17 protein-coding genes and 3 pseudogenes are annotated in these 24,109 nt (G+C 71.6%); 11 read left to right on the plus strand and 9 right to left on the minus strand.

The genetic code is table 11. The annotated features are described in order from the left end of the window. Window positions 1-319 precede the first annotated feature (319 nt). Window positions 320-400, plus strand: a complete 81-nt coding sequence (locus ACFWRV_RS30960) for a hypothetical protein (protein ID WP_384339238.1) — start codon at window positions 320-322, stop codon at window positions 398-400. Between the two features lie 30 nt (window positions 401-430). Next, a pseudogene (locus ACFWRV_RS30965) lies at window positions 431-867 on the plus strand (NUDIX domain-containing protein). A gap of 69 nt (window positions 868-936) precedes the next feature. On the opposite strand, the gene ACFWRV_RS30970 reads toward ACFWRV_RS30965, so the two are convergent. Beyond that, window positions 937-2,325 (minus strand): hypothetical protein, encoded by a 1,389-nt coding sequence (locus ACFWRV_RS30970; RefSeq protein WP_384339223.1) that lies wholly within the window; start codon window positions 2,323-2,325, stop codon window positions 937-939. A gap of 554 nt (window positions 2,326-2,879) precedes the next feature. Between ACFWRV_RS30970 and panD the strand changes: the two genes are divergently transcribed. Next, window positions 2,880-3,305, plus strand: a complete 426-nt coding sequence (gene panD, locus ACFWRV_RS30975; RefSeq protein ID WP_050361929.1) for an aspartate 1-decarboxylase — start codon at window positions 2,880-2,882, stop codon at window positions 3,303-3,305. A gap of 61 nt (window positions 3,306-3,366) precedes the next feature. Beyond that, entirely contained in the window at window positions 3,367-3,720 is a 354-nt protein-coding gene (locus ACFWRV_RS30980; protein ID WP_384339224.1) for a GNAT family N-acetyltransferase, read from the plus strand. A gap of 662 nt (window positions 3,721-4,382) precedes the next feature. Here ACFWRV_RS30980 and ACFWRV_RS30985 read toward each other — a convergent pair. The 5 genes from ACFWRV_RS30985 to ACFWRV_RS31005 all read right to left on the minus strand — a co-directional run bounded on the left by ACFWRV_RS30985 (window position 4,383) and on the right by ACFWRV_RS31005 (window position 10,180). Then, complete coding sequence (locus tag ACFWRV_RS30985) at window positions 4,383-5,813, minus strand: diaminopimelate decarboxylase (RefSeq protein WP_384339225.1); 1,431 nt, start codon at window positions 5,811-5,813, stop codon at window positions 4,383-4,385. A gap of 98 nt (window positions 5,814-5,911) precedes the next feature. Then, window positions 5,912-6,709, minus strand: a complete 798-nt coding sequence (locus tag ACFWRV_RS30990; protein ID WP_384339226.1) for a family 1 encapsulin nanocompartment shell protein — start codon at window positions 6,707-6,709, stop codon at window positions 5,912-5,914. Continuing rightward, complete coding sequence (locus ACFWRV_RS30995; RefSeq protein WP_384339227.1) at window positions 6,709-7,782, minus strand: Dyp-type peroxidase; 1,074 nt, start codon at window positions 7,780-7,782, stop codon at window positions 6,709-6,711. Before ACFWRV_RS30995 ends, ACFWRV_RS30990 begins: the two co-directional genes overlap by 1 nt. A gap of 247 nt (window positions 7,783-8,029) precedes the next feature. Next, window positions 8,030-9,472, minus strand: a complete 1,443-nt coding sequence (gene gndA, locus ACFWRV_RS31000) for an NADP-dependent phosphogluconate dehydrogenase (protein ID WP_384339228.1) — start codon at window positions 9,470-9,472, stop codon at window positions 8,030-8,032. Between the two features lie 165 nt (window positions 9,473-9,637). Beyond that, window positions 9,638-10,180: a DUF5709 domain-containing protein gene (locus ACFWRV_RS31005; RefSeq protein ID WP_384339229.1), complete on the minus strand. Its 543-nt coding sequence runs from the start codon at window positions 10,178-10,180 to the stop codon at window positions 9,638-9,640. A gap of 1,428 nt (window positions 10,181-11,608) precedes the next feature. On the opposite strand from ACFWRV_RS31005, the gene ACFWRV_RS31010 reads away from it, so the two are divergent. Together ACFWRV_RS31010 and ACFWRV_RS31015 are read left to right on the plus strand one after the other, a co-directional pair. Beyond that, complete coding sequence (locus ACFWRV_RS31010) at window positions 11,609-13,084, plus strand: UDP-N-acetylmuramoyl-L-alanyl-D-glutamate--2,6-diaminopimelate ligase (RefSeq protein WP_384339230.1); 1,476 nt, start codon at window positions 11,609-11,611, stop codon at window positions 13,082-13,084. Between the two features lie 202 nt (window positions 13,085-13,286). Further along, window positions 13,287-14,848, plus strand: a pseudogene (locus ACFWRV_RS31015) (carboxylesterase/lipase family protein). 79 nt (window positions 14,849-14,927) lie between these two features. On the opposite strand, the gene ACFWRV_RS31020 reads toward ACFWRV_RS31015, so the two are convergent. Then, window positions 14,928-15,293 carry a hypothetical protein gene (locus tag ACFWRV_RS31020; RefSeq protein WP_384339231.1) on the minus strand — a complete coding sequence of 122 codons (366 nt, stop codon included), beginning with the start codon at window positions 15,291-15,293 and terminating at the stop codon, window positions 14,928-14,930. Window positions 15,294-15,394: 101 nt separating this feature from the next. On the opposite strand from ACFWRV_RS31020, the gene sigJ reads away from it, so the two are divergent. Then, window positions 15,395-16,297, plus strand: coding sequence for an RNA polymerase sigma factor SigJ (sigJ, locus tag ACFWRV_RS31025; protein ID WP_384339232.1), 903 nt, complete (start codon window positions 15,395-15,397; stop codon window positions 16,295-16,297). A 147-nt stretch (window positions 16,298-16,444) separates the two neighbouring features. On the opposite strand, the gene ACFWRV_RS31030 is transcribed toward sigJ, so the two are convergent. Then, on the minus strand, window positions 16,445-17,074 hold the full coding sequence (locus tag ACFWRV_RS31030) for a class I SAM-dependent methyltransferase (RefSeq protein ID WP_384339233.1): 630 nt from the start codon (window positions 17,072-17,074) through the stop codon (window positions 16,445-16,447). Window positions 17,075-17,173: 99 nt separating this feature from the next. Between ACFWRV_RS31030 and ACFWRV_RS31035 the strand changes: the two are divergent. Beyond that, window positions 17,174-18,001 (plus strand): annotated as a pseudogene (locus ACFWRV_RS31035) (IS5 family transposase). A 31-nt stretch (window positions 18,002-18,032) separates the two neighbouring features. Here ACFWRV_RS31035 and ACFWRV_RS31040 read toward each other — a convergent pair. Then, window positions 18,033-19,229 (minus strand): SCO7460 family lipoprotein, encoded by a 1,197-nt coding sequence (locus ACFWRV_RS31040; RefSeq protein WP_384339234.1) that lies wholly within the window; start codon window positions 19,227-19,229, stop codon window positions 18,033-18,035. 274 nt (window positions 19,230-19,503) lie between these two features. Between ACFWRV_RS31040 and ACFWRV_RS31045 the strand changes: the two genes are divergently transcribed. The 3 genes from ACFWRV_RS31045 (at window position 19,504) to ACFWRV_RS31055 (ending at window position 24,025) form a co-directional block, all read left to right on the plus strand. Then, window positions 19,504-20,646 carry a S1 family peptidase gene (locus ACFWRV_RS31045; RefSeq protein ID WP_384339235.1) on the plus strand — a complete coding sequence of 381 codons (1,143 nt, stop codon included), beginning with the start codon at window positions 19,504-19,506 and terminating at the stop codon, window positions 20,644-20,646. Between the two features lie 366 nt (window positions 20,647-21,012). After that, window positions 21,013-22,128, plus strand: a complete 1,116-nt coding sequence (locus tag ACFWRV_RS31050; protein ID WP_384339236.1) for a DUF1996 domain-containing protein — start codon at window positions 21,013-21,015, stop codon at window positions 22,126-22,128. Window positions 22,129-22,258: 130 nt separating this feature from the next. Then, window positions 22,259-24,025 (plus strand): discoidin domain-containing protein, encoded by a 1,767-nt coding sequence (locus ACFWRV_RS31055; protein ID WP_384339237.1) that lies wholly within the window; start codon window positions 22,259-22,261, stop codon window positions 24,023-24,025. Window positions 24,026-24,109: the final 84 nt, after the last annotated feature.

Consider the following 24,109-nt stretch of genomic DNA (forward strand, 5'->3'; position numbering starts at 1 on the left):
CCTCGTCTCGCTGCTCGGGCTGGGACGTGGGCGAAGAGCGAAGGGATCATTGGCCTACTGTGCCAGCGGCCACCGAATCTCCCGAGGGCCCGGTTCGTACCTGTTCTGACGCTTGTGGCGGTGCGGACACGGACTCATCCCCAGGGGCGGGTTGGGTTACCAGTGTGGAGATGTGCTGGGCGAGAGTGTTGGCCTTCATAGGGCCATCCAGGTCGAGGCAGAGAACGCTCTCCCCGCCCGGCACTGTGCGCGGCCGGAGGATCAGATCAAGCGCCAGGGCGTCCCGCGCCGTGGCCGGCCCGAGGACGTTGCGGCCCTGGTGGCGTTCCTTGTGGGCCCCTCCGCCGCGTTCATCACGTGGCAGTCCGTCCACATCGACGGCGGCTGGCTGTTCCACTGAGCCCGTCAACAAGCAAGGAGACGAACCGAGATGATCGAACGAGTCCGCGCCGTCCTCGTCACTGCCGACGACACGATGCTGGTCATCCGCCGTACCAGGCCAGGCATCCCTGAGTACTGGGTCCTGCCCGGCGGCGGCGTCGAGCCCGGTGACGAGTCCCGGGAGGCCGCCCTCCACCGGGAGATCCACGAGGAGATCGCAGGAAAGGCCAATATCGTCCGCCTCCTCCACACGATGGAGACCGACGACGAGCGCCAGTTCTTCTACCTCGCCCGCATCACGACCTGGTCCTTCGACGACCGCACCGGTCCCGAGTTCAGTGCCGAAGGGCGCGGCGAGTATGCGCTGGAGGAGGTTCCGCTGACCTTGGAGGGGCTCGACGGCATCGATCTCAAGCCCGAGGAGATCGCCTACGTGCTGAGGGGAGCCTCGGAGCCGGAAGCCTCGGAGTCGAGGCATCGCTCTGAGCCTGCGCGTACGTCGTCCTGTCGCCGGGACCGGCTCGGTTTTGTTCCCGTCCCGGCGACCTTCCGAGGTCAGCGCGGGGAGCCCGGAGCCTGCTCCTCGTCCTGCCCCGGCAGCAGTCGCAGGGCGAGGACCGATCCGTCGGCGTGTACGGAGACGGGGCCGCCCCAATCCTTGTCGAAGGCGAGGCGGGGGCGGACGTGGCGGCTAGCGTGGACGAGGGCGCGATATTCCTCGACGTCGCCCCTGGCGAGAAGTCGGAAGACCTCCTCGTCCGCACCGGAGAACGCTTCGACGCGAGGGCCGTTGAGGCGGAAGACGTGGTCAGTGCCGACGTACTTGTTGCCGAAGAGGACGTGGGTGGCGTCCTGGACGCTCATGCTGGCCGCGTGCTCAAGGCCCGTGAATCGTTTGCTGCCCTGCCGATCGGTCAGGTGCCGGGCGGTGGCGTGGCCGGATCCCGTGAAGGCCATCAGGCCTGCCGCGGTGGTGTGGGCCAGGGACTCCTGGAACCAGGCGTAGTCCTTCGCCTGCACGTGGCAGCCCCGTACGGGCTCCGGTGCGACCAGGCCCTCGGCCGGCGGGTGGATGTCCGGCATCACGTTTGCTTGGAACGGTGGGGCGTTGAGGTTCGGCTCACGGACCTCCGCCGGGAACAGCAGGCCGCCGCTGCCGGGTGCCTGGAGGGCGTGGACGGTCATCGTGCCGCCGTCTGTTGGGAGCTGTGTGCTGAACAGCAGGCCGGGGGTCTCGTTCCACGGGCCGATGTGGACTGCTTCGGCGTGGGCGGAGGCGGAGGCCAGCTGTTCGGCGGATGTGGCGGAGTCGCTGTGGTTGCCTTTGCAGGCGAGGGGGATGACGAGGGACGGCTCACCCGGCCGCCAGACCTCTGCGAAGTACTGTGGGCGGTAGCGATACCTCACCTTCTCGCCTTTGTCCCTGCTGGTAAGAGCCCAGCCCGCGCGTAACGCCGTATCGGCAGGGACGATCGTCACCGTGTGGTCGGGGAAGCGGCTGCGCAGCATGTGTTCGGCGAGGGTGAGCGCGAAGCCGATGCCAAGCTCGCCGGACTGCAGCGACTTGTAGTGGTCCGCGATCCGGTGGCCTTCGTCGGTGAGGCCGAGGAAGGAGTTGCGACCGCCGGCCAGGGCCTGGGTGTACTTGAGTGCACCCCAGTGCTCCGCCAGTCCGCGGCCCGCCCCGCGCCATGACAGGGCTGTGGCCCGGGCGAGGGTGTGGAGCACGTCCCAGAGGGTCACTTCGAACTGCCGGGGCAGCTCCGTCTGCGGGATCGGAGCGAGGGCGGGCTTCCGGCGGAGCGGCTCGTCCTCGTTCTCCTTCCGCTTCTTGTCGTCCGCGGCGATGGCGGCTTCCACCTTCCCGACGAGTACCACGTCGGAGTGGACGGAGACGTTCGACGGCTGGGTCAGGTCCTGGAGCACTTCTTCGGTCGGCTTCAACAGCTCTCCTTCACAGTGTGCGAGGCCGGTTCACTATCGGCTGGACCGTACGGAGGGAAGGAACGGCGCACACAAGTGCGCAGGGGCGCATGACATGGACCTCGGCTCGGTCGGATCGGCGTCGACGCCTCAGCCCGCCTCGCCCACGAGGACCACACTGCCGAGGAGTTTCGGATGGGCGGCAGGCAGCGATCCGGTTTCCGGACGGTCGAGCATCGATCGGCTGATGGCCAAGACAGGGCGTGTTCCATGCGGGAACGATGGCGGGGTCCGCCAGGTCGGTGCGTGGGCGTTTTTCGTCCGTGTGCTGAGGTGTCTTTCCCCTGCATGATGACTCGTCAGGTAAGTCAGCATCCGGTCAGCACAAGCCCCCGCGCGTTCCGGGGCGATTGTCCCAACAGACGTCTGAGCGAAGGGGAAGCCCAGGTGGGAAGCCATTTCGACTGATCGGAGCGATGTTCTTCACAAACATCGTTCGGCGTGTCCCGGTGTACAGTCGAGACCGCCCTTGACCTGCATAAAGCAGGCAGGGAGCCGTCTTCGAGGAGTCCCAAGTGCTGCGCACCATGTTCAAGTCCAAGATCCACCGGGCCACCGTCACCCAGGCCGACCTGCACTACGTCGGTTCCGTGACGATCGACGCCGCCCTGATGGAGGCCGCCGACCTGCTGCCCGGCGAGCTGGTCCATATCGTTGACATCGACAACGGCGCCCGCCTGGAGACGTACGTCATCGAGGGCGAGCGTGGCTCCGGTGTCATCGGGATCAACGGCGCGGCCGCACACCTCGTGCACCCCGGTGACCTGGTCATTCTGATCAGCTACGCACAGGTCGACGATGCGGAGGCCCGTGCCCTCGTGCCGCGGGTCGTGCACGTGGACGCGGACAACCGGATCGTGGCGCTCGGCGCCGACGCCTCGGCGCCGGTTCCCGGGACCCGTACGGAGCGGAGCCCGCAGGCCGTCGTCGCGGGCGGCTGAGAGCGTCGTCCTCGGTGCCGGACGGGCCTCGGCCGCGTCCACGAACGGGAAGGCAGGAGCCATGGCGGAGAGCGCCGCTGTAGAGATCAGGGACGACCGGGACCACGGCAGCCTCGTGGCGTACGAGGGTGGTGAGGCGACCGGGACCATGGCGTACTTCGTCATGGACCCGGCTCCCGGCGCACTCGTGGCCGTCCACACCGTCGTCCGGCCCGAACACGAGGGCAAGGGCATCGCGGGGGCGCTCGTGCGGGAGTTCTACACCATGGCCGCCCGCGAGGGGGTCCCCGTCGTGCCGCTCTGCCCGTACGCGGCGAAGTGGGCCCAACGCCACCCCGACGAGGCGCCCGAGGCGTCGGGCGAGCTCGTCCAGGAGGCCCAACGGCAGCTCAGGAAACACCCCGAGCTGTTCTGACCGCCGGGGCGGCGGGGGCAGCGGGTGCGGCGGCGGGGCCGGTGGGCGGCCGCGGCGGGTCTGCGGGCGCCGCCCACGCACCGCCCGGGGACGGTCACGGATCCGGGCGGTCCCGCGCACCTCCGTCGAGTCCTGCCGTGTCCTGCCCCATGTCCTGCCCTCTCCGGGTGGCCCGGTACGCCCCGGCAGCCCGTAGCTGTCGCTGGGCGTATGTGTGGACTCGGCAGGCGCGGGCAGCCGCACCGGGAGACGGTGGAGGAAAGCTCCATCTGTCCTTTTCGTGCCGTTGTGGAGGATCGCGATGACCCACCCGTACCCCGACCCCGTACCGCCCTCGCCGACGCCTCCGCCCGTACCGGGCCCGCCCACTCCGGTGCCGAGCCCGCCCCCCGTGCCGCCGGGGCCCGCACCGGTGCCGCCCGGGCCCGCGCCTGACCCGATCCCGCAGCCGCCGGCCCCCGGCCCGGACCCCGTACCGGATCCCGAACCGGAACCGCAGCCCGCCGGGACGTGACCGGAGGCCCGGTCCGGTCGAGGCCGGGTGCAGGGTCTTGTTCGCCCGTTCGGGCAGAGGAAGGAGCGTCCGGGCGACGATGGTCGTCCGGCGCTCACGGCCCGCCCCGGTGAGACCGGGGCGGGCCGGTCCAGGTCTCACCGCCCGGTCAGTCGCCCCGCTCGATCAGCGCGTCCACATGCGCGAGTCCGCTCTCCGCCGCGATGGCGTCCATCGACTGCGCCTCCCGCACGGTCGCGAACACCACCGTCCCCTCGTGCCCCGAGTCCCCGTCCTGGCCCGCGACCAGCCGGAATCCGTACACCGCAGGACGGGGCAGGCTGTTGTACGCCCACGGAGTGGAGAAGTAGTACGCCCCGGTGTCGTACAGCACCACCAGATCGTCCTCGGCCAGCTCCGGCAGCTCCCTGCCGTACGCCACCACGTCCCCCGCGAAGCAGCACGGTCCCGCGATGTCCTGCGCCACCAGCGGTCCGTCCTTGGGAGCGCCGTCCGGGCCGAACGCCCCGATCCGCAGCGGCCAGGCGTCGGGCATCAGGACGGTACGGGTGGCGGTCTGCGCACCCGCGTGGGTGAGTGCGATCCGGCGGCCTCCGGCGTCCTTGGTGTACTCCACCCGGGCCCCGATGAACCCGTTCTTCGCCAGCAGCGACCGGCCGAACTCCGTGACCAGGGCGTAGCGCCCGGAGAACAGGCCGGGAGCGGCCGCCGCGAGGGCCGCCACGTAGTCCGCGTACGTGGGGTGCACGGTCTCGTCGGCGAAGTTGACCGGCAGTCCGCCGCCGATGTCCAGACTGGTGATCTGCCGGACGCCCAGCGTCGCGTTGATCTCCTCCGCCAGTTCGTAGGTCCGTGCCACCCCGGCCGCGATCAGCTCCAACGGGCAGCCCTGGGAGCCCACATGGGCGTGCAGGCGGGTCAGCCACGGCCGGTCCCGGAAGGCCGCCACGATCGCCTCGCGGGCGCCCGGGTCGCGCAGGGCCACCCCGAACTTCGATGTGTCCGTCGCCGTGCTCATCGGCCCGATCGAGCCACCGCCCACCTGAGGGTTGACCCGCAGCCCGAGTACCGAGGCGGTGCCCGGGTTCCGGAGGGCGTCGATGCGGCGCAGTTCGTCGAGGCTGTCGGCGTTGACGGCCACGCCGAGGGCGAGCGCGAGCCGGATCTCCTCGCGGGTCTTGGCGGGGGAGTCCAGGACGATACGGGACGCGGGGAACCCGGCCTCCAGAGCGAGGCGCAGTTCACCGGGGCTCGCCACCTCGCACCCCATTCCGCAGTCGGCCAGCAGGCGCAGCACCGGGATGAGGGAGCATGCCTTGGCCGCGAAGGTGTGCAGTACCCCGGGAGTGGCGGCGAAGGCGTCGAACAGGGAGCCGACAAAGGCGCGCACTCCCTCCGTGTCGATGAATCCGGCGACCGGGCCGCTCTCTCCCAGCAGCCCCTGTCCGACGGCCGCCCGGACGACGGCGTCGCAGCGGGCGGCGGAGGGCGCGGTGGAGGGCGCGGTGGAGGGGGAGGCCGGCTGTGCCGGGTCGCCCCCGTCGTCTGCGGACGTGGCGGAAGTAGTCGTCTGCGTCATACGGCCAGAGTCCCTGATGTCTGCCTCCGGGTCTTCGGCGGAACGAGGAGAAGTTCGGCCGCCCGCCTCGCGCGCGCGGGTGAGCGCCCCCGACGGTGTCAGGCGATCAGGCCGACCACGGCCTCCGGCGTCAGCATCCGGAAGGTGAAGGCCTGGTGGAAGTAGAGCTGGACCGTGGTGGCGTCGTGGGCCGAGTAGCCGATCGACAGGTCCTGGCCCAGGCAGAGTTCGAAGTCTCCGCCCCGGGTGGACAGCAGCACCCCGCCCTTGACCGCGGGAGCCCAGAGGATCTCGTCGTCCACCAGTCGGCTCAGGTGGGTCTTGACCGGATAGCCGTGGTCCGAGGTCTCGGCCGCCTCGGTGAACGCGTCCGCGCCGAGGAGCAGCCGGTACGGTCCGTCGACACCGGCCAGCCGCAGCCGTGTCACCGCCTGGCTGACCGCCACCGGATAGTCCCGCGCGTCCGCGGGCAGCGGCAGCGGCTCGTGCGAGGAACCGTCCCGCAGGCCGGTGATCCCGGCCGCCCCGTACCCGTCGATGATCGCCATGTCCTCGGCGAACGCACAGGTGCGTGCCGCGTCCTTGACGGGCTGCCAGTCGCTGTCGGCGGAGCCGCGCTCCACGTCGTCCACGGCCTGGCGGGTCACCGTGAACGGCACCCGCCACTCGACGACCGGCATCGACGTGCGGGCCCGCGCCACCACGTCCGGGGTGGGCGGATCGATGTCGCGCAGATGGCCGTCGCCCACGGCGGCCAGCGTCGGACCGTCCGGATCGGACACGTCGACGACCCGGCGGCCGGCGACATGGCGGCGGAAGGTGCGCCGGGCCTCCTCCTCGATCCCGGCCCAGGCGGACGGGGTGACCGGTGCGAGTTCGCGGTGCAGATTGTTCATCACGGGGCACTTTCTTGCAGGCTGCCGATGCGCAGCGAACCGTGGTCGGGACCGGCGGGGACCGGCTCCTGCCGGACGGAGGCGGCAACCGGTTCCGGCCGGTCCCCGGAACGGTCCGGGACGGGCGGGGGCGGCGGGGCGTCGAGGAAGTCGGCGCGGGGGGCGAAGAAGAGGGAGCCGGTGACCGCGGTGGAGAAGTCGAGGATGCGGTCGTGCGTCCCGGGCGGATCGCCGAGGAACATGTTGCGGAGCATCCGCTCGGTCACGTCGGGATCGGCGGCGTACCCGATGAAGTACGTACCGAACTCGCCCTTCCCGAAGCTCCCGAACGGCATGTTCGCCCGCAGGATGTCGCGTTCGGTGCCGTCCGGGTCGGTGATGGTGTTGAGCGCGAGGTGGGAGTCCGCGGGCTTGTCCTCGTCGGGGAACTCGATGTCGTCGAGCTTGGTGCGGCCGATGACCCGTTCCTGCTCCTCGACGGAGAGCGCGTTCCAGGACGTCAGGTCGTGCAGGTACTTCTGTACGACGACGTAGCTGCCGCCCTCAAAGTCCGGGTCGTCGTCCGCGCCGACGAGCGCCGCCGCGCGGGCGTCGTCGCCGACCGGGTTCTCCGTACCGTCCACGAAGCCGAGCAGGTCCCGGTGGTCGAGGTAGCGGAAGCCGTGCGTCTCGTCCACGATCCTCAGGGCCCCGCCGAGCTTGTCGAGCAACTGCGCCGCCCACGCGTAACAGACGTCCATCCGCTCGGCCCGGATGTGCAGCAGCACGTCGCCCGGGGTCGCCGGCGCGTGGTGCAGCGGCCCCCGCAGCTCCGGGAACGGGTGGAGGTGAGCGGGTCGGGGCCCGGCGAACAGCCGGTCCCAGGCGCTGGAGCCGAACCCCGCCACACAGGCGAGATCGGCGTCCGGGAACCGGAAGCCGAGCGACCGGGCCACCGACGCCAGATCCGGCAGCATGTCCCGCACCGCGCTCTCGCCGCCCGGCTCGATCGTGCCGACCAGGATGAGCGCCGCGTTGGTCAACGGCGCCACGACAGGCTGTACGGAGACGGGATCGGGGACGGCGTCGGGCATGGGCGCACTCCACTACGACGGTGAACGGACGAGAGCGAGCGGACAAGAGCGACGAGAGCGAACGGACGGGAGTGACGAGCGAGCGGACGGGAGTGACGAGCGAGCGGACCGGAGTGACGAGAGCGAACAGGGCTCGCAGCCACTAACCCACGCCCCGCCCACGCCCGCACGCCGGGAGCGCCCGGCCGGGGGAGCGGCAGGAGGTGCGCTTCCCGACCGGGTCGGCTCGCCCCGGCCTCGGACCGGGTCAGCCCGCTTCGACCTCGGACCGGTCGCCGCCCCAGAGCGTGTGGAACGAACCCTCCCGGTCCGTACGCCGATAGGTGTGCGCCCCGAAGAAGTCCCGCTGGCCCTGGGTGAGCGCAGCGGGCAACCGGTCCGCGCGCAGGCCGTCGTAGTACGAGAGCGCGGCGGCGAACCCCGGGGTCGGCACGCCCTGGCGCACGGCTTCGGCCACCACCGCCCGCCAGTCGTCCTGCGCCCCGCCGATCTCCTGCCCGAACTCCTTGTCGGAGAGCAGGCTGACCAGGTCCGGCCGGCTGTCGTAGGCGGCGCGGATGCGGTCCAGGAACGCCGCCCGGATGATGCAGCCCGCCCGCCAGATCGCTGCCACGGAGCCGAGATCGATATCCCAGTCGTAGGCCTCACTGCCCGCCCTGATCTGGTGGAAGCCCTGTGTGTACGAGACGATCTTGGAGGCGTACAGGGCCTGCTCCACCCGGTCCGCGAACGCCGCGGCCGCCGCCCCGTCGAGCGGCCTCGGAGTGGGCCCCGGCAGGCCGCGCGCGGCCTCCCGCAGATCGGCGTGACCGGAGAGCGACCGGGCGAAGACCGCCTCGGCGATCCCCGACACCGGGACGCCGAGATCCAGCGCGATCTGCACGGTCCAGCGCCCGGTGCCCTTCTGCTCCGCCCGGTCCTGCACGACGTCGACGAACGGCTTCCCGGTCGCCGCGTCCGTATGGGCGAGCACCTCCGCCGTGATCTCGATGAGGTACGAATCCAGCCGCCCGGTGTTCCACGTACGGAAGACGTCCGCGATCTGCGCGGGGGAGTACCCGGCGACGGCGCGCAGCAGGTCGTACGCCTCGGCGATCAGCTGCATGTCCGCGTACTCGATGCCGTTGTGGACCATCTTCACGAAGTGGCCCGCGCCGTCGGGACCGATGTGGGCGGTGCACGGCGTGCCGTCTCCGGCCCGCGCGGCGATCTTCTCCAGCATCGGGCCGAGCGAGGCGTAGGACTCGGCCGAGCCGCCCGGCATGATGCTGGGCCCGTTCAGCGCGCCCTCCTCGCCGCCGGAGATGCCCACCCCGACGAAGTGGATCCCGCGCTCGCGCAGTTCCTTCTCGCGGCGGCGGGTGTCCTCGAAGTGGGCGTTCCCGCCGTCGATGATGACGTCGCCCTCCTCCAGCAGCGGCGCGAACTCCTGGATCACCGCGTCGGTGGGGTCGCCCGCCTTCACCATGATCACCAGGCGCCGGGGGCGCTCCAGCGCGGCGACGAACTCCTCGGGCGTGTGCGCGGCGACGAACGTGCCCTCGTCGCCGAACTCCTCGACCAGGGCATCCGTACGGGACGTGGTGCGGTTGTGCAGGGCGACGGTGTAGCCGTTGCGGGCGAAGTTCCGGGCGAGATTGCGGCCCATGACCGCGAGTCCGGTGACGCCGATCTGAGCAGTGCCGCTCATCTGTGTGCTCCTGGGATCCGAGTGCGACGGTGCGTGGGGTGGGTCCGGTGCGTGGGACGGGTCCGGTACGAGAGGTGGGTCCGCCGTGCGGGTGCCGCTCCTCGGCCACGGAGTACGGGCCCGGGGACAGCCGCGTTCAGGGGTGGACGCTCGCCGACGGTCCGCTCAGGGCGCGGGTGAGGCGGTCGTTCCGCCGGTGGCGGGGCCGGCACCGGGAGCGCCGGGCGGCGGCCCCGGCTCCAGGAACGCGTCGTCGTCCCCCGGCTCCGGGATCACGTGCATCGCGGCCTCCTCGGCCGACGCCGCTGCCCCGTCGATGCCCACATCGCTGGCGGTGAGGGTCGCCGGGACGGTCCCTTCCGCCTGCTGGGTCAGCCGCCCGGCGCGGGCGACGCCGACCTCGTCGTCCCAGGGCTCGCCGTCGCCGCCCGCCAGGTCGCCCACACCGTCGCCGACGGAACCGTCCGGCTCGGGGACTTCCCTGCTCAGGCGGGTTTCGAGGGACTCGCCGGTGTGCTGCTCCGGGGCCGTGGTGCCGAGTCCCTCGACCACCCACGGGCGGTCCGGCGGGGCGTAGCCCTCGTCCAGCGGGTCGCCGGTGCCGGACGGGTCCATGAGCGTGTCCTCGGCCCCGAGCTGCTCGGCGCGGTCGGAAGCCTCGGGTTCCTGGGGCTGGTAGACGTCGTCCCCCCAGTCGGTGTCGCTCATGGCGCGTCCTTTCCTCCGGGAGTACCGAATACCACTGTCCCCTGTACGCAATTCCACTCCGGTCCCGCTCCGGCCGCAAAGGGAAGATCGGTTTCTGGTACCCGGCGCGGGCGGCGCGAAGCGGTCCGTACGCAGGTCGCGCCGCGTTCCCCGGCGCGCGGAGACTCCTGGGGCGCCGGGCCGTTCGCATCGTCGAACGCCCCGCACAGGGTGATCCTCCCTGGGGAACGGACATCAGTCGCCCGGCGGCGATCACCAGCAGCAGGGGCCATGGCCGCCGTACGCGGGACAGCCCCCCGCTACCGGGGGCCGCGCCCCCTGGAACGCGCCGACCGAGCCGACCGGGAAGCCCACCGCGGCCTCTGCCCCCTGGAGCGCACACCCTGGCCCGCCTCCGTCCGGCGGCGGCCGCCGCGGCTCGGTCGTCGCCGTCGTCGTGGCCACCACCGTCGTCCTCGCCGCCGGGATCACCGGGTTCCTGGTGCCCGGCGGCGATGGAGACGACGGAAGGCCGGACGCGGGATCCACCGGAGCGGACGTCGTTGCCCCGTCCGCGTCCCCGTCCCCGGGCGAGCCCCGCGGCGGGGCCGAGGACGGGACCGCGCCGCTCGTGCCCGGCGGGAAGACGCTGATCAACCCCAAGCGCGGCATCGCCTCGACGTGCCGGGAGTCTGGGCGCTCACGTCGTCCGGCTGGGTGAGTTACGTCGCGGAGAACGGCGATCCCGAGGAGACCCCGCTCGTCGGGTTCTCATCCCGGCCGTCCTCAAGGAGAAGTCTCGTCGGGTTCTCCGCCCCGGCCATCCTCAAGGCGACCGCGTTCGCCTTCGAGACCCCGGCGGGCGAGACGGTCTCCTGGACGTTCGTCGGCGTAAGGGGAGTCGACGACGAGGTGCCCGAGCTACCGTCGGAAGATCCTCTGCACCGTCCGGCTCGTCGACAGCACGTCCCTACGGGGCCCGGCCCGGCCCCGGTCCGCCCCGGTCGGCGCGGACCGGGGCCCTTCCCATCCCCCGTACACTCGGCCCATGGGACGCAGCGCCGAGCCGAGTAAGTGCCCGCACCGGGCCTCCTCCGCGCTGCCCCCGGCCGCCGCCCGCGCGGCCGTGCCCCCGGCGCCCGCCGACGCGGCGCCCGGAACGGGCCGCACCGCACTGCACGGCCACGGCTAGCGGTTTTCGCGACCGTTCCCGACAGCCACATCCGGCGTTCCCGGCCCCAGGCGTGACCGCCCGGCCCGCCGCCTCTCTCACCGACACCACTTCTCCGGCGTGCTGAGCGCCGGAGCCCACCGTCGCCTCCGGCGTTCGCCGGACGCGCGCGTTCCACGATCGGCTCCACAGCACCACACGGCCTACGGCGCACCCGCCCGTGCCGTTTCCCGGCGACAGCCGCACCACCTGGCCGCGCCGCACTCGAAGGGATCATCGTGAAGCTGAGCGACCTCATGGCCGGGCAGGACCACCACGTGCTGCGGGGAACCCCCGACCGCACGGACGTCACCGCCGGCGCGACGTTCGACGCGGACCGGGTCACCCCCGGCTCCGTCTTCGCCGCGGTGCCCGGCCATGCCGCCGGCGGCCCGGACGCCGTCGCCCCGGCCGTCGCACGCGGCGCGGTCGCCGTACTCGTCGACGAACAGGCGCCGGCCCTGCCCGCCGCGCTGGGCGACGTGTGCGCCGTACGCGTCCCCGACGTCCGCAGGGCCGCCGCCGTGGTGGCCTCGCGCTACTTCGGCGAACCGGGCCGGGCGATGGACCTGATCGCCATCACCGGGACCAACGGCAAGACGTCCGTCTCGTACATGACCGAGTCGGTGCTGCGCCTCGCCGAGCAGGCCCGGGTCGGTGTGATCGGCACCGCGGGCAGCCGTATCGGGGACGAGCTCATCCCGATGCCGCCCTCGGTGCTCACCACCCCGGAATCCCCCGATCTCCAGTACCTGCTGGGACACATGCGCGACCGGGCCTGCGGCAGCGTCGTCCTGGAGGCCACCTCGATGGGGCTGCTGACGCACCGCCTGGACCGTACGTTCATCGACGTCGGCGTCTTCACCAACCTGACCCAGGACCACCTCGACGACCACGGCACCATGGAGAACTACCGCGACGCCAAACTCCGCCTCTTCCAGGGCCTGTGCCGACGCGCCGTGGTGAACGCCGACGATCCGGTGGGCGCCGGGATCCGGCAGCTGATGCCCGGCGCGGTGACCACGTACGCGCTGGACGGCGACGCGGACTACCGTGCGAGCGATCTCGTCGTGGACGCCTCGGGCACCCGCTTCACCCTGCACCACGACGGCCGCAAGTATCCGGCGGCGATCCCCTCGCCGGGCCGGTTCTCGGTCTCCAACGCGCTGGCCACGGTGGCCGCGTGCCATCTCCTGGGCCACGGTCTGGCCGGGCTGGTCGACGCGCTGGAGCGGATGCCGCAGATCCCCGGCCGCTTCGAACGCCTCCGGACCCCCGAGGGCACCTCGGTGATCGTGGACTACGCCCACTCGCCGGACTCCCTCAGCAAGGTGCTCACCACGATCCGGGGCTTCGCCCGGGGCCGGGTCATCACCGTCTTCGGCTGCGGTGGCGACCGCGACACGACGAAGCGCGCCGAGATGGGCGCGATCGCGGGCACCCACTCCGACCTGTGCGTCCTCACTTCCGACAACCCTCGTTTCGAGGACCCCGAGGTCATCCTCGACCAGATCGCGGAGGGCATCGCGTCGACCGGGACGCCGTTCGAGCGGCTCACCGACCGCCGTCCGGCCATCGCCGCCGCGCTGGCGGAGGCGGGGCCGGGCGACATCGTGCTCATCGCGGGCAAGGGCAGCGAACCGCACCAGAGCGTCCGGGGCGAACTGCTGCCGTTCAGCGACATGGCCACCGTGCGCGAGCTGATCGGCGCGTAGACCCCTAGGCCCGTAGGCCCTTGGGCGTGCAGGCGTGCAGGCGTGCAGGGGTGCAGGCGTGCAGGCGTGCAGGGGTGCAGGCGTGCAGGCGCGCGGGCGTGCAGGCCAAGATCAAATGCGTTGGCGGTGGCGGCGCGTGTGCTGGGATGCTGGCCCGGCCGCGCCGAACGCCGGACGGGGCAGCAGCGGGGGAGCGGGCACCGTGGACACCTTCACGACGAAGAGCGGTCGGGTACGGGGGCGGCGCGCCGACCGGGACCGCGGAATCGTCTCCGTACGCGGACTCCCCTACGCGGCACCGCCGTTCGGCGCCCACCGGTTCCGGGAGCCGCAGCCGGTGGAACCCTGGGACGGCATACGGGACTGCGCCGCCTTCGGACCGGTCGCTCCGCAGTCGGCCGAACTGCCGGGCGCGCCGGCATGGTCGCCCGGTGACGAGGACATCCTCACGCTGAACATCTGGACGCCCGCCGACGGACCGGGCGGCCTGCCGGTACTGGTCTGGATCCACGGCGGCGCGTACGTCTTCGGGTCCTCGGCCCAGCCCGACTTCGACGGCACCGCACTGGCGGGCCTGGGGCTCGTCGTCGTCACCCTCAACAGCCGCCTCGGCTTCGAGGGGTTCGGCCACGTCCCCGACGCCGAAGGCGGTGCGGCCTTCCCCGACAACGGGGGCCTGCTCGACCAGATCGCCGCCCTGGAGTGGGTCCGCGACAACATCTCCGCGTTCGGAGGCTCGCCCGACCGGGTCACCCTGGCCGGGCAGTCGTCGGGGGCGACCTCCGCCGCCTGCCTGACGGTGACCGACCGGGCGCGCGGCCTGTTCCGCCGGGCCGTCCTGCACAGTGCCGTCAACTCCTTTGCCACGGTGGCGCAGGCGGCCCGCACCACGGCCGAGGTGGCAGCGGCGGCCGGCGTGCCGGCCACCCGCGCCGGGCTGCTAGCCGCCCCGCCCCAGGCCCTCGTGGCCGCCGCGGACCGGGTCCGCGAGCGGTAGCACAGGACCCCGCCTCGGGGCAGCGCCATTACGACCCGGCGATCTACGGCCCGGTCGCCGACGGCGTCCTGCTGACCGCCGACCCGCTGGAGGCACTGGCGGCCGGAGCGGGCGGCGCGGTGGAGCTGCTGGTCTGCCACACCACGGAGGAGTACTGGCTCCTGGACGCGGTCGGCAGCAGCGCGAAGATCACGACTGACGAGCAACTGGCCGCCTTCACAGCCGACTTCGGTCTCCCGGCCTCGCTGATCGCGGGCCACCGTGAACGCCAGCCGGACGCGCCGGTGCTCGACGTCTACCTGACCCTCTACTCCGGACTCCTCTTCACCGAGTACAGCTGCCGCCTCGCCGAGGCCCACACTCGGGCGGGCGGCCGGGCCTTCCTCGCCCGCTTCGACCGCCGCCGGGACCCCGCGGGGCAGCGGGTGCGTGCCTGGCACTGCGCGGACATCCCGTTCGCCTTCGGCAACCTCCACGAGGAGAGCGTCCACTTCCTCGTCGGCGGTCCGCCCGGCGCGGCCGACGAGGAGCTCTCCCGGCGGATGGCAGGCGCCTGGGCCGAGTTCGCCGCCCACGGCGAACCGGGCTGGGGGCCTCTGGACTGCCCCGCCCGAAGCGGGGAAACCGTACGGGTGTGGCGTACGGCGGACGAGGAGACGGCCGAGGCCCGGCAGCCGGGAGGAGCACGGGCCGCAAGCGTGCGCGGAGCGAAGGACGGCTTCCGCGACCTGTGGCGTACCGCCGGCCTGCCCCTCCTGGCGCCCTGAGACCCAGGGCCTGTCGTCGAACTGCCGTCTGCCGTACGGGCGCCCGGCACGCACGCCCCGCGGCGCGGCGTGCCGGACTTCAGCGGCGCGCGAGGGCCAGCACGCTGAGCCCGAACATCACGACGCCCAGGGGGAGATGGACCGACGGAACGTGCGCGATGCCGACCGCCACCTGGACCGAGGCCAGGACCAGGAATCCGGACGCGTACACGACGGGCCGGGGCGAGCCGCCGCCCGGCTTCCACGCCAGCACCGCGGCGAGCACGTACAGCATCGACGCCCCGTACATCACGCGCGCCCCGACGCTGTGCAGGACCTCGCCGTAGGACGTGGTCATCAGCAGTCCTGAGGAGACGGCCTGAAGGAAGATGGTCAGGGTCTGGAGAGCGATCGCGATCCGCAGGAACGAGAAGCCGCCGCGCTCTGTCGTCACTCGGGTGGTCATGCCACGCCCCCGTTTCCCGCCCGTGGGCGGTAGATCGATAAGGTCTCACCAGCCCGACGACGCGGGCCCGCGAAAGGTAAGGCGAGGGGGCGGTCGCGAGCATGGGGACGGCTGGGGCGAGTGCCGATCGGACAGCCGGTGAGCGGCGTCAACTGATGAATGTCGCCTACCGGTTGCTCGGCTCGGTGGCCGAGTCCGAGGACGCGGTGCAGGAGGCCTACACACGCTGGTACGCGCTGCCGCGCGCTCGGCGGGACGAGATCGAATCCCCCGGCGCCTGGCTGACGACGGTGACCGGCCGGATCTGCCTGGACGTGCTCGGCTCGGCCCGGGCCCGGCGGGAACGGTACGTCGGCGCCTGGCTGCCCGATCCGCTGCCCGGACCCGCTGCCGAACGCGCCCACGGCCAGGGCTCCGACCCCGTCGACCAGCTGATCCTGGACGAGTCCGTGACCATGGCCTTCCTCGTCGTCCTGGAGTCGATGACACCCGCCGAGCGCGTCTCGTTCGTCCTGCACGACGTCTTCCGCTACCCCTTCGCCGAGATCGCCGCCGTCCTCGACCGGACCCCCGGCGCGTGCAAGCAGCTCGCCGCCTCCGCCCGGCGGCGGGTACGCGCCGGCCGGGCTCCGGGGCCGGCCGCCGGGCGGGCCGACGCGGTGCGGCAGGTCAAGGTGGCATGGGAGAACAAGGACATCGCGGCCCTCGTCGACCTCCTCGACCCGGCCGCCGTGATGACCGCCGACGGCGGCGGCCTGGTCGGCGCAGCCCTGCGCCCGATCGAGGGCGGCGCGCGCATCGCCCAGTACATGGTCGCCATCGCCGACAAGGCTCCCGGCCTGGAGCTGTTGGAACGCCAGGTCAACGGCGAGCCGGGGCTGGTGGCCCGACGCGATGGCGTCGTCCTGACCGTCGCGTCGTTCGATGTGGCCGAGGCAGGCGTCGCCCGGATCTGGGTGGTGCGCAACCCGGAGAAGCTGGGGCCATGGACCCGGCAGGGCTGAAGAGCCGCGAGCCCCGGCCGAGGCGTCGTCATCGGCGCGCACGGTGACCCTACGTCCTGTCTGACAAATCCCGTCGGATCAGCGAGCGTCCGTCGAGCTGGCAGCCCGGATGTGCGCCGACATCTGGCGGGCATTGCCGGGCAGGACCTACGAGCGGCGGGCCAGCAGGTGGGCGTCGAGGAAACCCCGTTCAGAGGCCGGATCGTGGAGCAGCCGGGCGAAGGGATCGAGCCCGGCATCGGCCAGCAGTTCGGCGAGGCTATCTGCCGGCCAGCTGTAGGCGGGCGCCACCTTGTGGTCGAACCGGACCGGTTCTTGTCCGTCGGTCCCGAAGAAGGAAACCAGGAGCAGGCCATCCGGCGCCAGGACGCGTACCTGTTCGGAGAGCAGCTCCGGCAGCTCCCCCGGAGGGGTGTGAATCATCGAGTAGTGGGCCAGTACACCGCCGAGCGCGCCGTCCTCGATCGGCAGGGATTCCATCCGCGCCTCTTGGAAGCGCAGCGCCGGATGGGCCCGCTGGGCGTGGTCGACCATGCCGGGGGCAAGGTCGAGTCCGAAGGCGTCCAGGCCCAGTTCGTGCAGCATGGCTGTCAGATGTCCGGGCCCGCACCCGACGTCCGCTGCCCGCAAGTTGCCCGTCGCGCGCACCAGTTCGGCGAAGGTGCCGATCATGGCCCGGGAGAAAGGCTGTGTCTCCAGCCGGTTTGCGAACAGCGATGCGTACAGCTCGACGACACCGTCGTAGGCCGTCCTGGTCTCGTCCTGATGATTCGCCACGGGCAGGACTCTATAGCCGGTCTGATAATTGATCTTGTGGCGGGTCGAGGTGAGTTGACGGATGCGGCATGGGGGCGAATAGAGCCCCTGTTGCCGCAGGTGGACGGACGCGGCCGTCCGTGGCGTGATCACCGGCAGGTGGTCAACGGGGTGCTGTGGAGGCTGCGGACCGGGGCTCCGTGGCGCGACCTACCCGAGCGGTATGGGCCGTGGCAGACCGTCTACGAGCGGTTCGCCCGCTGGGAGGCCGATGGCACATGGGCGAAGCTGCTGGAGCACGTCCAGGTCCGTGACGATGCGACGGGCCGGGTGGAGTGGACCGTCGCCGTCGACTCCACGGTCAACCGGGCCCATCAGCATGCCGCATGCGCCCGCAAAAGGGGGACGTGGACGTGGACGAACTGGAAGATCCGGGCCGCTCGCAGGCGTTCCAGGCACTCGGTCGGTCTCGGGGCGGGTTGACCACCAAGGTCCATCTCGTCGTCGACGGCCGGGGGGCTGCCGCTGTCGATTGTGCTCACACCCGGAAACGTTAACGACGCCACAGCGTTCGCCGATGTCCTCGATGGGGTACGCACTCCTCGGGCCGGCACGGGCCGTCCGCGCACGACACCGGACCGTGTGCTGGGTGACAAGGCGTATTCCAGCAGGGCCATCCGTCATCTGCTGAGGCGTCGGGGCATCCCTGCCACGATCCCCGAGCGCCGCGACCAGGTGGCCAACCGTCGGCGCCGGGGGCGCCGCGGTGGTCGGCCACCCGTCTTCGACACGGAGATCTATCGCGACCGCAACGTGGTCGAACGATGCTTCGCTCGCCTCAAACAGTTCCGTGCGATCGCAACCAGGTTCGACAAGCTCGCGAACCGGTACCGCGCGGGAGTCGTTCTAGCCTCCCTGATCCTCTGGCTCCGTGAAGCGGCCAGGTGATCATTTGTCAGACAGGCCCTAGGGCCTGTCGTCAAACTTCCGCCCGCCCGGCGACGACTGCACGCACGCTCGCGGCGTTGCCGAAATGCCCTAGTAGCTCCGCTCCGCCACGAGACCGTTCCGGCGCCTTGCGATCGCACGCACCATGCGTCGCCCGGCCGCCCTTCGGGCGACGACCGCAGTGCGACGACAGGCCCTGGTACGGCGGCAGCCGCAGCATCCCCGTGCCCTCGCGCACGTCGTGCACGAGACGGATCTTCCCCACGGGATTGCCGTGCCCGTCCGTGGTCACCAGCGCCGCGTCGTCCGCGTTGACGCACCGCCCGCGCGCCTGCGGCTCGGGGCAGAACAGGACGTAGCCGGTCTGCCGGTCCACGCGGCCCGGCTCCAGCCGCCAGATCCCCTGGTAGTCGCTCACGACCACCCGGGGGCAGGCGGCGCGCAGGTGCTCCTGCATCGCGTGCCGCACGGTGTCGCCGAACTTCTGCCTCTCCCGGAACGGGCGGACGATCCGGGCCCTGCCCGCCGTGTCGACCCGGCCCGCCCCGATCTCGTAACCCGCCGAGAAAGAGGCGTGCTCGGTGAGTGAGCCCAGCAGGTCCGACCGGGTCAGCCGCATCACCGTGGGCCAGGAGTCCCCGCCCCGGTCGCGCCGGTCGGCGACGGGCGGGGAGACCACGTTCACGTCGGTGGCCTTCGCCTTCCCGAGAGGGCTGTCGGCCCCGCTCGCGGTGACCCAGCGCTGGACGCGGTCCCCGATCTCCCGGAGCTTCCTCGCCACGGTCGCGTTCGTGAACTCGGCGACCACGTAGGGCGGGGTCCCGGTCGGGCCCAGGGCGACGACCTCGTAGCCGCACGCGTCGAACGCGCCCTTGAGCGTGCGGAAGTCCTCGGCCTGAACCCGGGCGCGCTCCTTCGCCTCCGCCAGCACGCCCGCGCAGTCCTCGCGGTCGCACGTGCCCGCGTCCGCGTCGACACGGAGCCGGACCACGGCGTCACGGTCGTCGGTCACCGCGAACGACACCTCGGAGCCGCCCGAACCGGGGAAGAGCGTCCGCGCCCCGACCGCTCTGAGCTGCCCGGGGAAGTGCTTCTCGGCCAGCTCCTCCGCCGCCCGCCGGTCGTCCTCGGTGCTCACCACCCCGCACCCGCCGCCCAGGAGGGCCAGGGATCCCGCCAGTACGCCGGTGAGTGCGGCTCTCCACTGTCTGCGGCGTGATCCGGCCATGATCGGCTCCTCGTGCTGGTGCTGTCCGGTGTTCCTGTGACCGTAGGACCGGTCTCGGCGAGACGGGTGAGTACGCCTACTCAACGCCGGTGCGCACAAGGCCCCGAGCCCCTCCGGGACGCCTGCTGTCATTGGCATGGACCTGACTCTGGAACTCCGCTACAGTCCGGGAACGGCACATCTGAGAGCGCTCTCAAAGGCACGATCGGATCGCGCTCCCGGACGCCTCCCGTTCCACCCCCACGTCGATGGAACAACAGGAAGGGTCACTCCCTTGAGACACGCAACCCTGCTGCGGACCGGTCTGTCCGCACTCCTGGTCCTCGGAGCCTGGACCGCCGCCGGTCCGACGTCCGCCTCCGCCGCACCCACCCCCGCCGAACCCCCCGCCTCCGCCGCCCTGCTCTCCGCAATGCAGCGCGACCTCGGCCTCACCGAGAAGCAGGCCCTCACCCGGCTCGCCGACGAGAAGGCCGCCACCGCCCTGGAGAAGAAGGCGCAGCGCGCCGCGGGCTCCGCGTTCGGCGGCTCCTGGCTCGACGCGAAGACCGGCAGGCTGACCGTCGCGGTCACCACCGCCGAGAAGGCCGAGGCCGTGCGGGCGACCGGTGCCCTGACCCGGCTCGTCGAGCACTCGGCCAAGAGCCTCGACGCGGCCAAGGCGCGGATCGACGCCCTGAAAGCCCCGTCCGGTGTGAGCAGCTGGCACGTCGACCCGGCCACCAGCCGCGTCGTGGTGAACGTCGTCGCGGCCGAGCAGGCTGACAACGATGTCCGCACCTTCGTCGCCAAGGCCCGCAAGACCGGGCCCGTCACCGTCAGGACCACCGCCGAGGCGCCGCAGACCTTCGCGGCCGGAACGGTCGGCGGCGACCCGTACTACACGGGCAACGTCCGCTGCTCCATCGGCTTCTCCGTGCACGGCGGCTTCGTCACCGCCGGGCACTGCGGCGGCGTCGGCCAGCAGGTCCGCGGCTGGGACAACTCCTACATCGGCAACTTCCAGGGTTCGTCCTTCCCCGGTGACGACTACGCCTGGGTGAACGTCGGCAGCGGCTGGTGGACCGTCCCGGTGGTGCTCGGCTGGGGCGCCGTTCCCGACCAGCTCGTCCGTGGCTCGAACGAGGCCCCGGTCGGCGCCTCGATCTGCCGCTCCGGTTCCACCACGCGCTGGCACTGCGGTCGCGTCCTCGCCAAGAACGAGACCGTCAACTACAGCCAGGGCGCCGTGCACCAGATGACCAAGACGAGCGTCTGCGCCCAGGGCGGCGACTCCGGCGGCTCGTTCCTCAGCGGCGACCAGGCCCAGGGCGTCACCTCCGGCGGCTGGGGCAACTGCACCAGCGGCGGCGAGACCTGGTACCAGCCGATCAACGAGATCCTCAACCGGTACGGCCTGCGGCTGCACACCGCGTGAGCCGGGGGAGCCGCCCCGCCGTCCTCCCCGGCGCAGCGGCTCCCACCGACGGCTGACCCGGCCGAACCATCAGTGAGCGGCCCCGCCGGTGTGCGGGGCCGCTTCCGTGTACGGGCAAGCCCGGGCCGGGCGTTCTCCTCTTCGCCCAACAGCCCTCGGGCACCGCATCGTTCACAAGCTATTGACACCCTCTCAGCCTCGGCGCAACACTGGCACCGCTTTGGAGAGCGCTCTCCCATAGGATCCCGCGGTCCGCCGGCCTCGTGACGCGCAGGGAGGAGTCTCTCCCGGCTGCACCGGCCAGCTCACCCTTTCCCCCCACCGTGCACCCGATGTGCAGGGATGAAGAGCGGCATGGAGGTCCCTATGGTGACAAGACTCAACAGATCAACCCTGGTGTCCACGCTGATCGTGCTCACCGCCCTGGCGCTGGTCGCGCTCGGGCTGACGGCGATCACGAACGCCGGGGCGACCGCCCCCGGCGCGGCTCCACCGGCGGCCGACAGGCCCGCCGCGGCCTCGCACGTCATGCAGGGGCACAAGATGGCGCCGGCCAAGCCCGTGGCCTTCGGGGACGACCCCGACGGCGACGGCTACATACCCGCGGACCCGCCCGTCACGGGCGTCGAGCCCTCCGACGAGATCCCGCCGCACCGCTACTTCCATGAGTTCCAGGCCAACTGCTCGGTCAACCACACCGCCCCGGACGACCCGATCGTCTATCCCGGCCGGGCCGGAGCGTCGCACGACCACACGTTCATGGGCAACGACACCACGAACGCGAGCAGCACCACCGCTTCCCTGAGCGCGGGCGGCACCAAGTGCCTGGCGCCCGGCGACCTCTCCGCGTACTGGATGCCGACCCTCTACAACGGGAACGAGGAGATCCGTCCGGTCGGCCCCCAGACCATCTACTACAAGGCCGGAGTCACCGACTACCGCACCGTGCGGCCCTTCCCCAAGGGGCTGCGGTTCGTCGTCGGCAGCCCCACGCAGACCGCCGAGGAGTTCCGTGACCACCCCGGCATGGTCGAGGGGTACGAGTGCGGCGAGAGCTACCACAACTACGACTTCCCGGCCGCCTGCCCGACCAGCCGGGACACGCAGCTCAACCTGCGCATGCAGGCGCCCAGTTGCTGGGACGGAAAGTACCTCGACACCCCCGACCACAAGGCCCACATGGCCTACCCGGTCGTGACGGGGGCCAACCAGGACGTCTGCCCGACGAGCCACCCGGTCGCCCTGCCGATGATCGAGTTCAAGATGGCGTGGCCGGTCAACGGTGACATGTCGCAGGTGAGACTGGCCAGCGGCACCGGCCACTCCTTCCACTACGACTTCTTCAACGCCTGGGACGACGCCACGCTCGACGCCCTGGTGGACCACTGCGTCGTCGGCGCCCTCCAGTGCAACGCCCGCGGCTACGACGAGAACAACCCGGGCGAGGGCGCGGTCCTGGACGAGAACTACGAACTGCCCTGACATGCCCTGAACCGTCCCTGAACCGGCCCTGAACCCGCTCGTCGCGTTTCCCTCATGGGCGCATCACGCTCATGAGGGAGAGCGCTCTCCCATACTCTCTGCCCGCATCTCGTGAGGAGCCTCTCCCCCCATGACGACCTCCCGATCTCGCCGACCGGCCCGCACCCGTGGCCGTACCACCGCACGCCTCGCCGTCGCCGGTCTCCTGGCCGCCGCGGCGGCCGCCCTTCCGGTGCCGGCCGCCCAGGCCGCCGGCAGTGTGGTGAAGGTGACCGGCTCCCAGGGCGCCTGGCAGCTGACCGTGGACGGCGCCCCGTACACCGTGAAGGGCCTGACCTGGGGCCCGTCCGTCGCGGACGCCGGGCAGTACCTGCCCGACGTGAAGTCGATGGGCGTCAACACGATCCGTACCTGGGGCACCGACGCCACCACGAAGCCCCTGCTGGACACGGCGGCCGCGAACGGCATCAAGGTGATCGCCGGCTTCTGGCTGCAACCGGGCGGCGGCCCCGGCAGCGGCGGCTGTGTGAACTACCTGACGGACACCGCGTACAAGAACGACATGCTCGCCGAGTTCCCGAAGTGGGTGGAGACCTACAAGGACCATGAGGGCGTCCTCATGTGGAACGTCGGCAACGAGTCGGTGCTCGGCCTCCAGAACTGCTACAGCGGGGAGGAGTTGGAGCGGCAGCGCGACGCGTACACCACGTTCGTCAACGAGATCGCCAAGAAGATCCACGCGGTCGACCCGAACCACCCGGTCACCTCGACCGACGCGTGGACCGGGGCCTGGCCGTACTACAAGAAGAACGCGCCCGACCTCGACCTGTACGCCGTGAACTCCTACGGCGCCGTCTGCGACATCCGCGCCACCTGGGAGAGCGGCGGCTACGACAAGCCCTACATCGTCACCGAGGGCGGGCCCGCCGGCGAGTGGGAGGTCCCGGACGACGCCAACGGCATCCCCGACGAGCCCACCGATCTGGCGAAGGCCGAGGGCTACCAGCGGGCCTGGGACTGCGTCGACGGGCATCAGGGGGTGTCGCTCGGGGCCACGTTGTTCCACTACGGCACCGAGTACGACTTCGGCGGCGTCTGGTTCAACCTGCTCCCCGCCGGCCAGAAGCGGCTCTCGTACTACGCGGTGAAGGAGGCGTACGGCGCGGACACCTCGGGCGACAACACCCCGCCGGTCATCAGCGGCATGACCGTCGACAACGCCTCCGCCGTCGAGGCGGGCCGTCCCTTCACGTTCAGGGCGTCCGTCTCCGACCCGGACGGGGACGCGGTCACCCACCAGGTGCTCGTCAACTCCAAGTACATCGACGAAAGCGGCCAGTTGACGGACGCGGAGTTCACCGACCGGGGTGACGGCGCCTTCGAGGTCACCGCCCCGGACCGGCTCGGCGTCTGGAAGGTCTATCTCAAGTCGACCGACGGGAAGGGCAACGTCGGCATCGAGACGAAGTCCTTCACGGTGGTGCCGCCGCGGGTCGACGGAGTGAACCTGGCCGCCGGCAAGCCCGCCGAGGCCTCGTCGTTCCAGCCGGACAGCGTCGGCTGCCCGTGCCCGGCGGCCAACGCCGTCGACGGCTCCTTCGACACCCGCTGGGCCAGCGAGTGGGCCGACCGGCAGTGGATCCAGGTGGACCTGGGCGCGACCACCTCCTTCGACCACGTCCAGCTGGCCTGGGAGGCGGCCTACGCCAAGGGGTACACGATCCAGACCTCGGACAACGGCCAGGACTGGACCACCGCCCACACGGAGACGGCGGGCAACGGGGGCATCGACGACATCGAGGTCGCCGGCAACGCCCGCTACGTCCGCGTGAGCACCTCCGAACGCGGCACTCCGTGGGGCTACTCGCTCTACGAGTTCGGCGTCTACCGGAGCTGATCCCGCCGGCCCCGAGCCTGCCGCGCCGGCCCATCCCCGCTGTCGGCGCGGCGGGAGCCCGCGGGCGGCCACGGACATCCGTGG

This window comes from Streptomyces sp. NPDC058576, assembly GCF_042718715.1.
Lineage (GTDB): Bacteria > Actinomycetota > Actinomycetes > Streptomycetales > Streptomycetaceae > Streptomyces.

Coding starts and splice junctions, on each gene's coding strand:
- ACFWRV_RS30980 (WP_384339224.1), top strand. CDS start 3,367: ATGGCGGAGAGCGCCGCTGTAGAGATCAGGGACGACCGGGACCACGGC.
- ACFWRV_RS30985 (WP_384339225.1), bottom strand. CDS start 5,813: ATGACGCAGACGACTACTTCCGCCACGTCCGCAGACGACGGGGGCGAC.
- ACFWRV_RS30990 (WP_384339226.1), bottom strand. CDS start 6,709: ATGAACAATCTGCACCGCGAACTCGCACCGGTCACCCCGTCCGCCTGG.
- ACFWRV_RS30995 (WP_384339227.1), bottom strand. CDS start 7,782: ATGCCCGACGCCGTCCCCGATCCCGTCTCCGTACAGCCTGTCGTGGCG.
- gndA (WP_384339228.1), bottom strand. CDS start 9,472: ATGAGCGGCACTGCTCAGATCGGCGTCACCGGACTCGCGGTCATGGGC.
- ACFWRV_RS31005 (WP_384339229.1), bottom strand. CDS start 10,180: ATGAGCGACACCGACTGGGGGGACGACGTCTACCAGCCCCAGGAACCC.
- ACFWRV_RS31020 (WP_384339231.1), bottom strand. CDS start 15,293: ATGACCACCCGAGTGACGACAGAGCGCGGCGGCTTCTCGTTCCTGCGG.
- sigJ (WP_384339232.1), top strand. CDS start 15,395: ATGGGGACGGCTGGGGCGAGTGCCGATCGGACAGCCGGTGAGCGGCGT.
- ACFWRV_RS31040 (WP_384339234.1), bottom strand. CDS start 19,229: ATGGCCGGATCACGCCGCAGACAGTGGAGAGCCGCACTCACCGGCGTA.
- ACFWRV_RS31050 (WP_384339236.1), top strand. CDS start 21,013: ATGGTGACAAGACTCAACAGATCAACCCTGGTGTCCACGCTGATCGTG.
- ACFWRV_RS31055 (WP_384339237.1), top strand. CDS start 22,259: ATGACGACCTCCCGATCTCGCCGACCGGCCCGCACCCGTGGCCGTACC.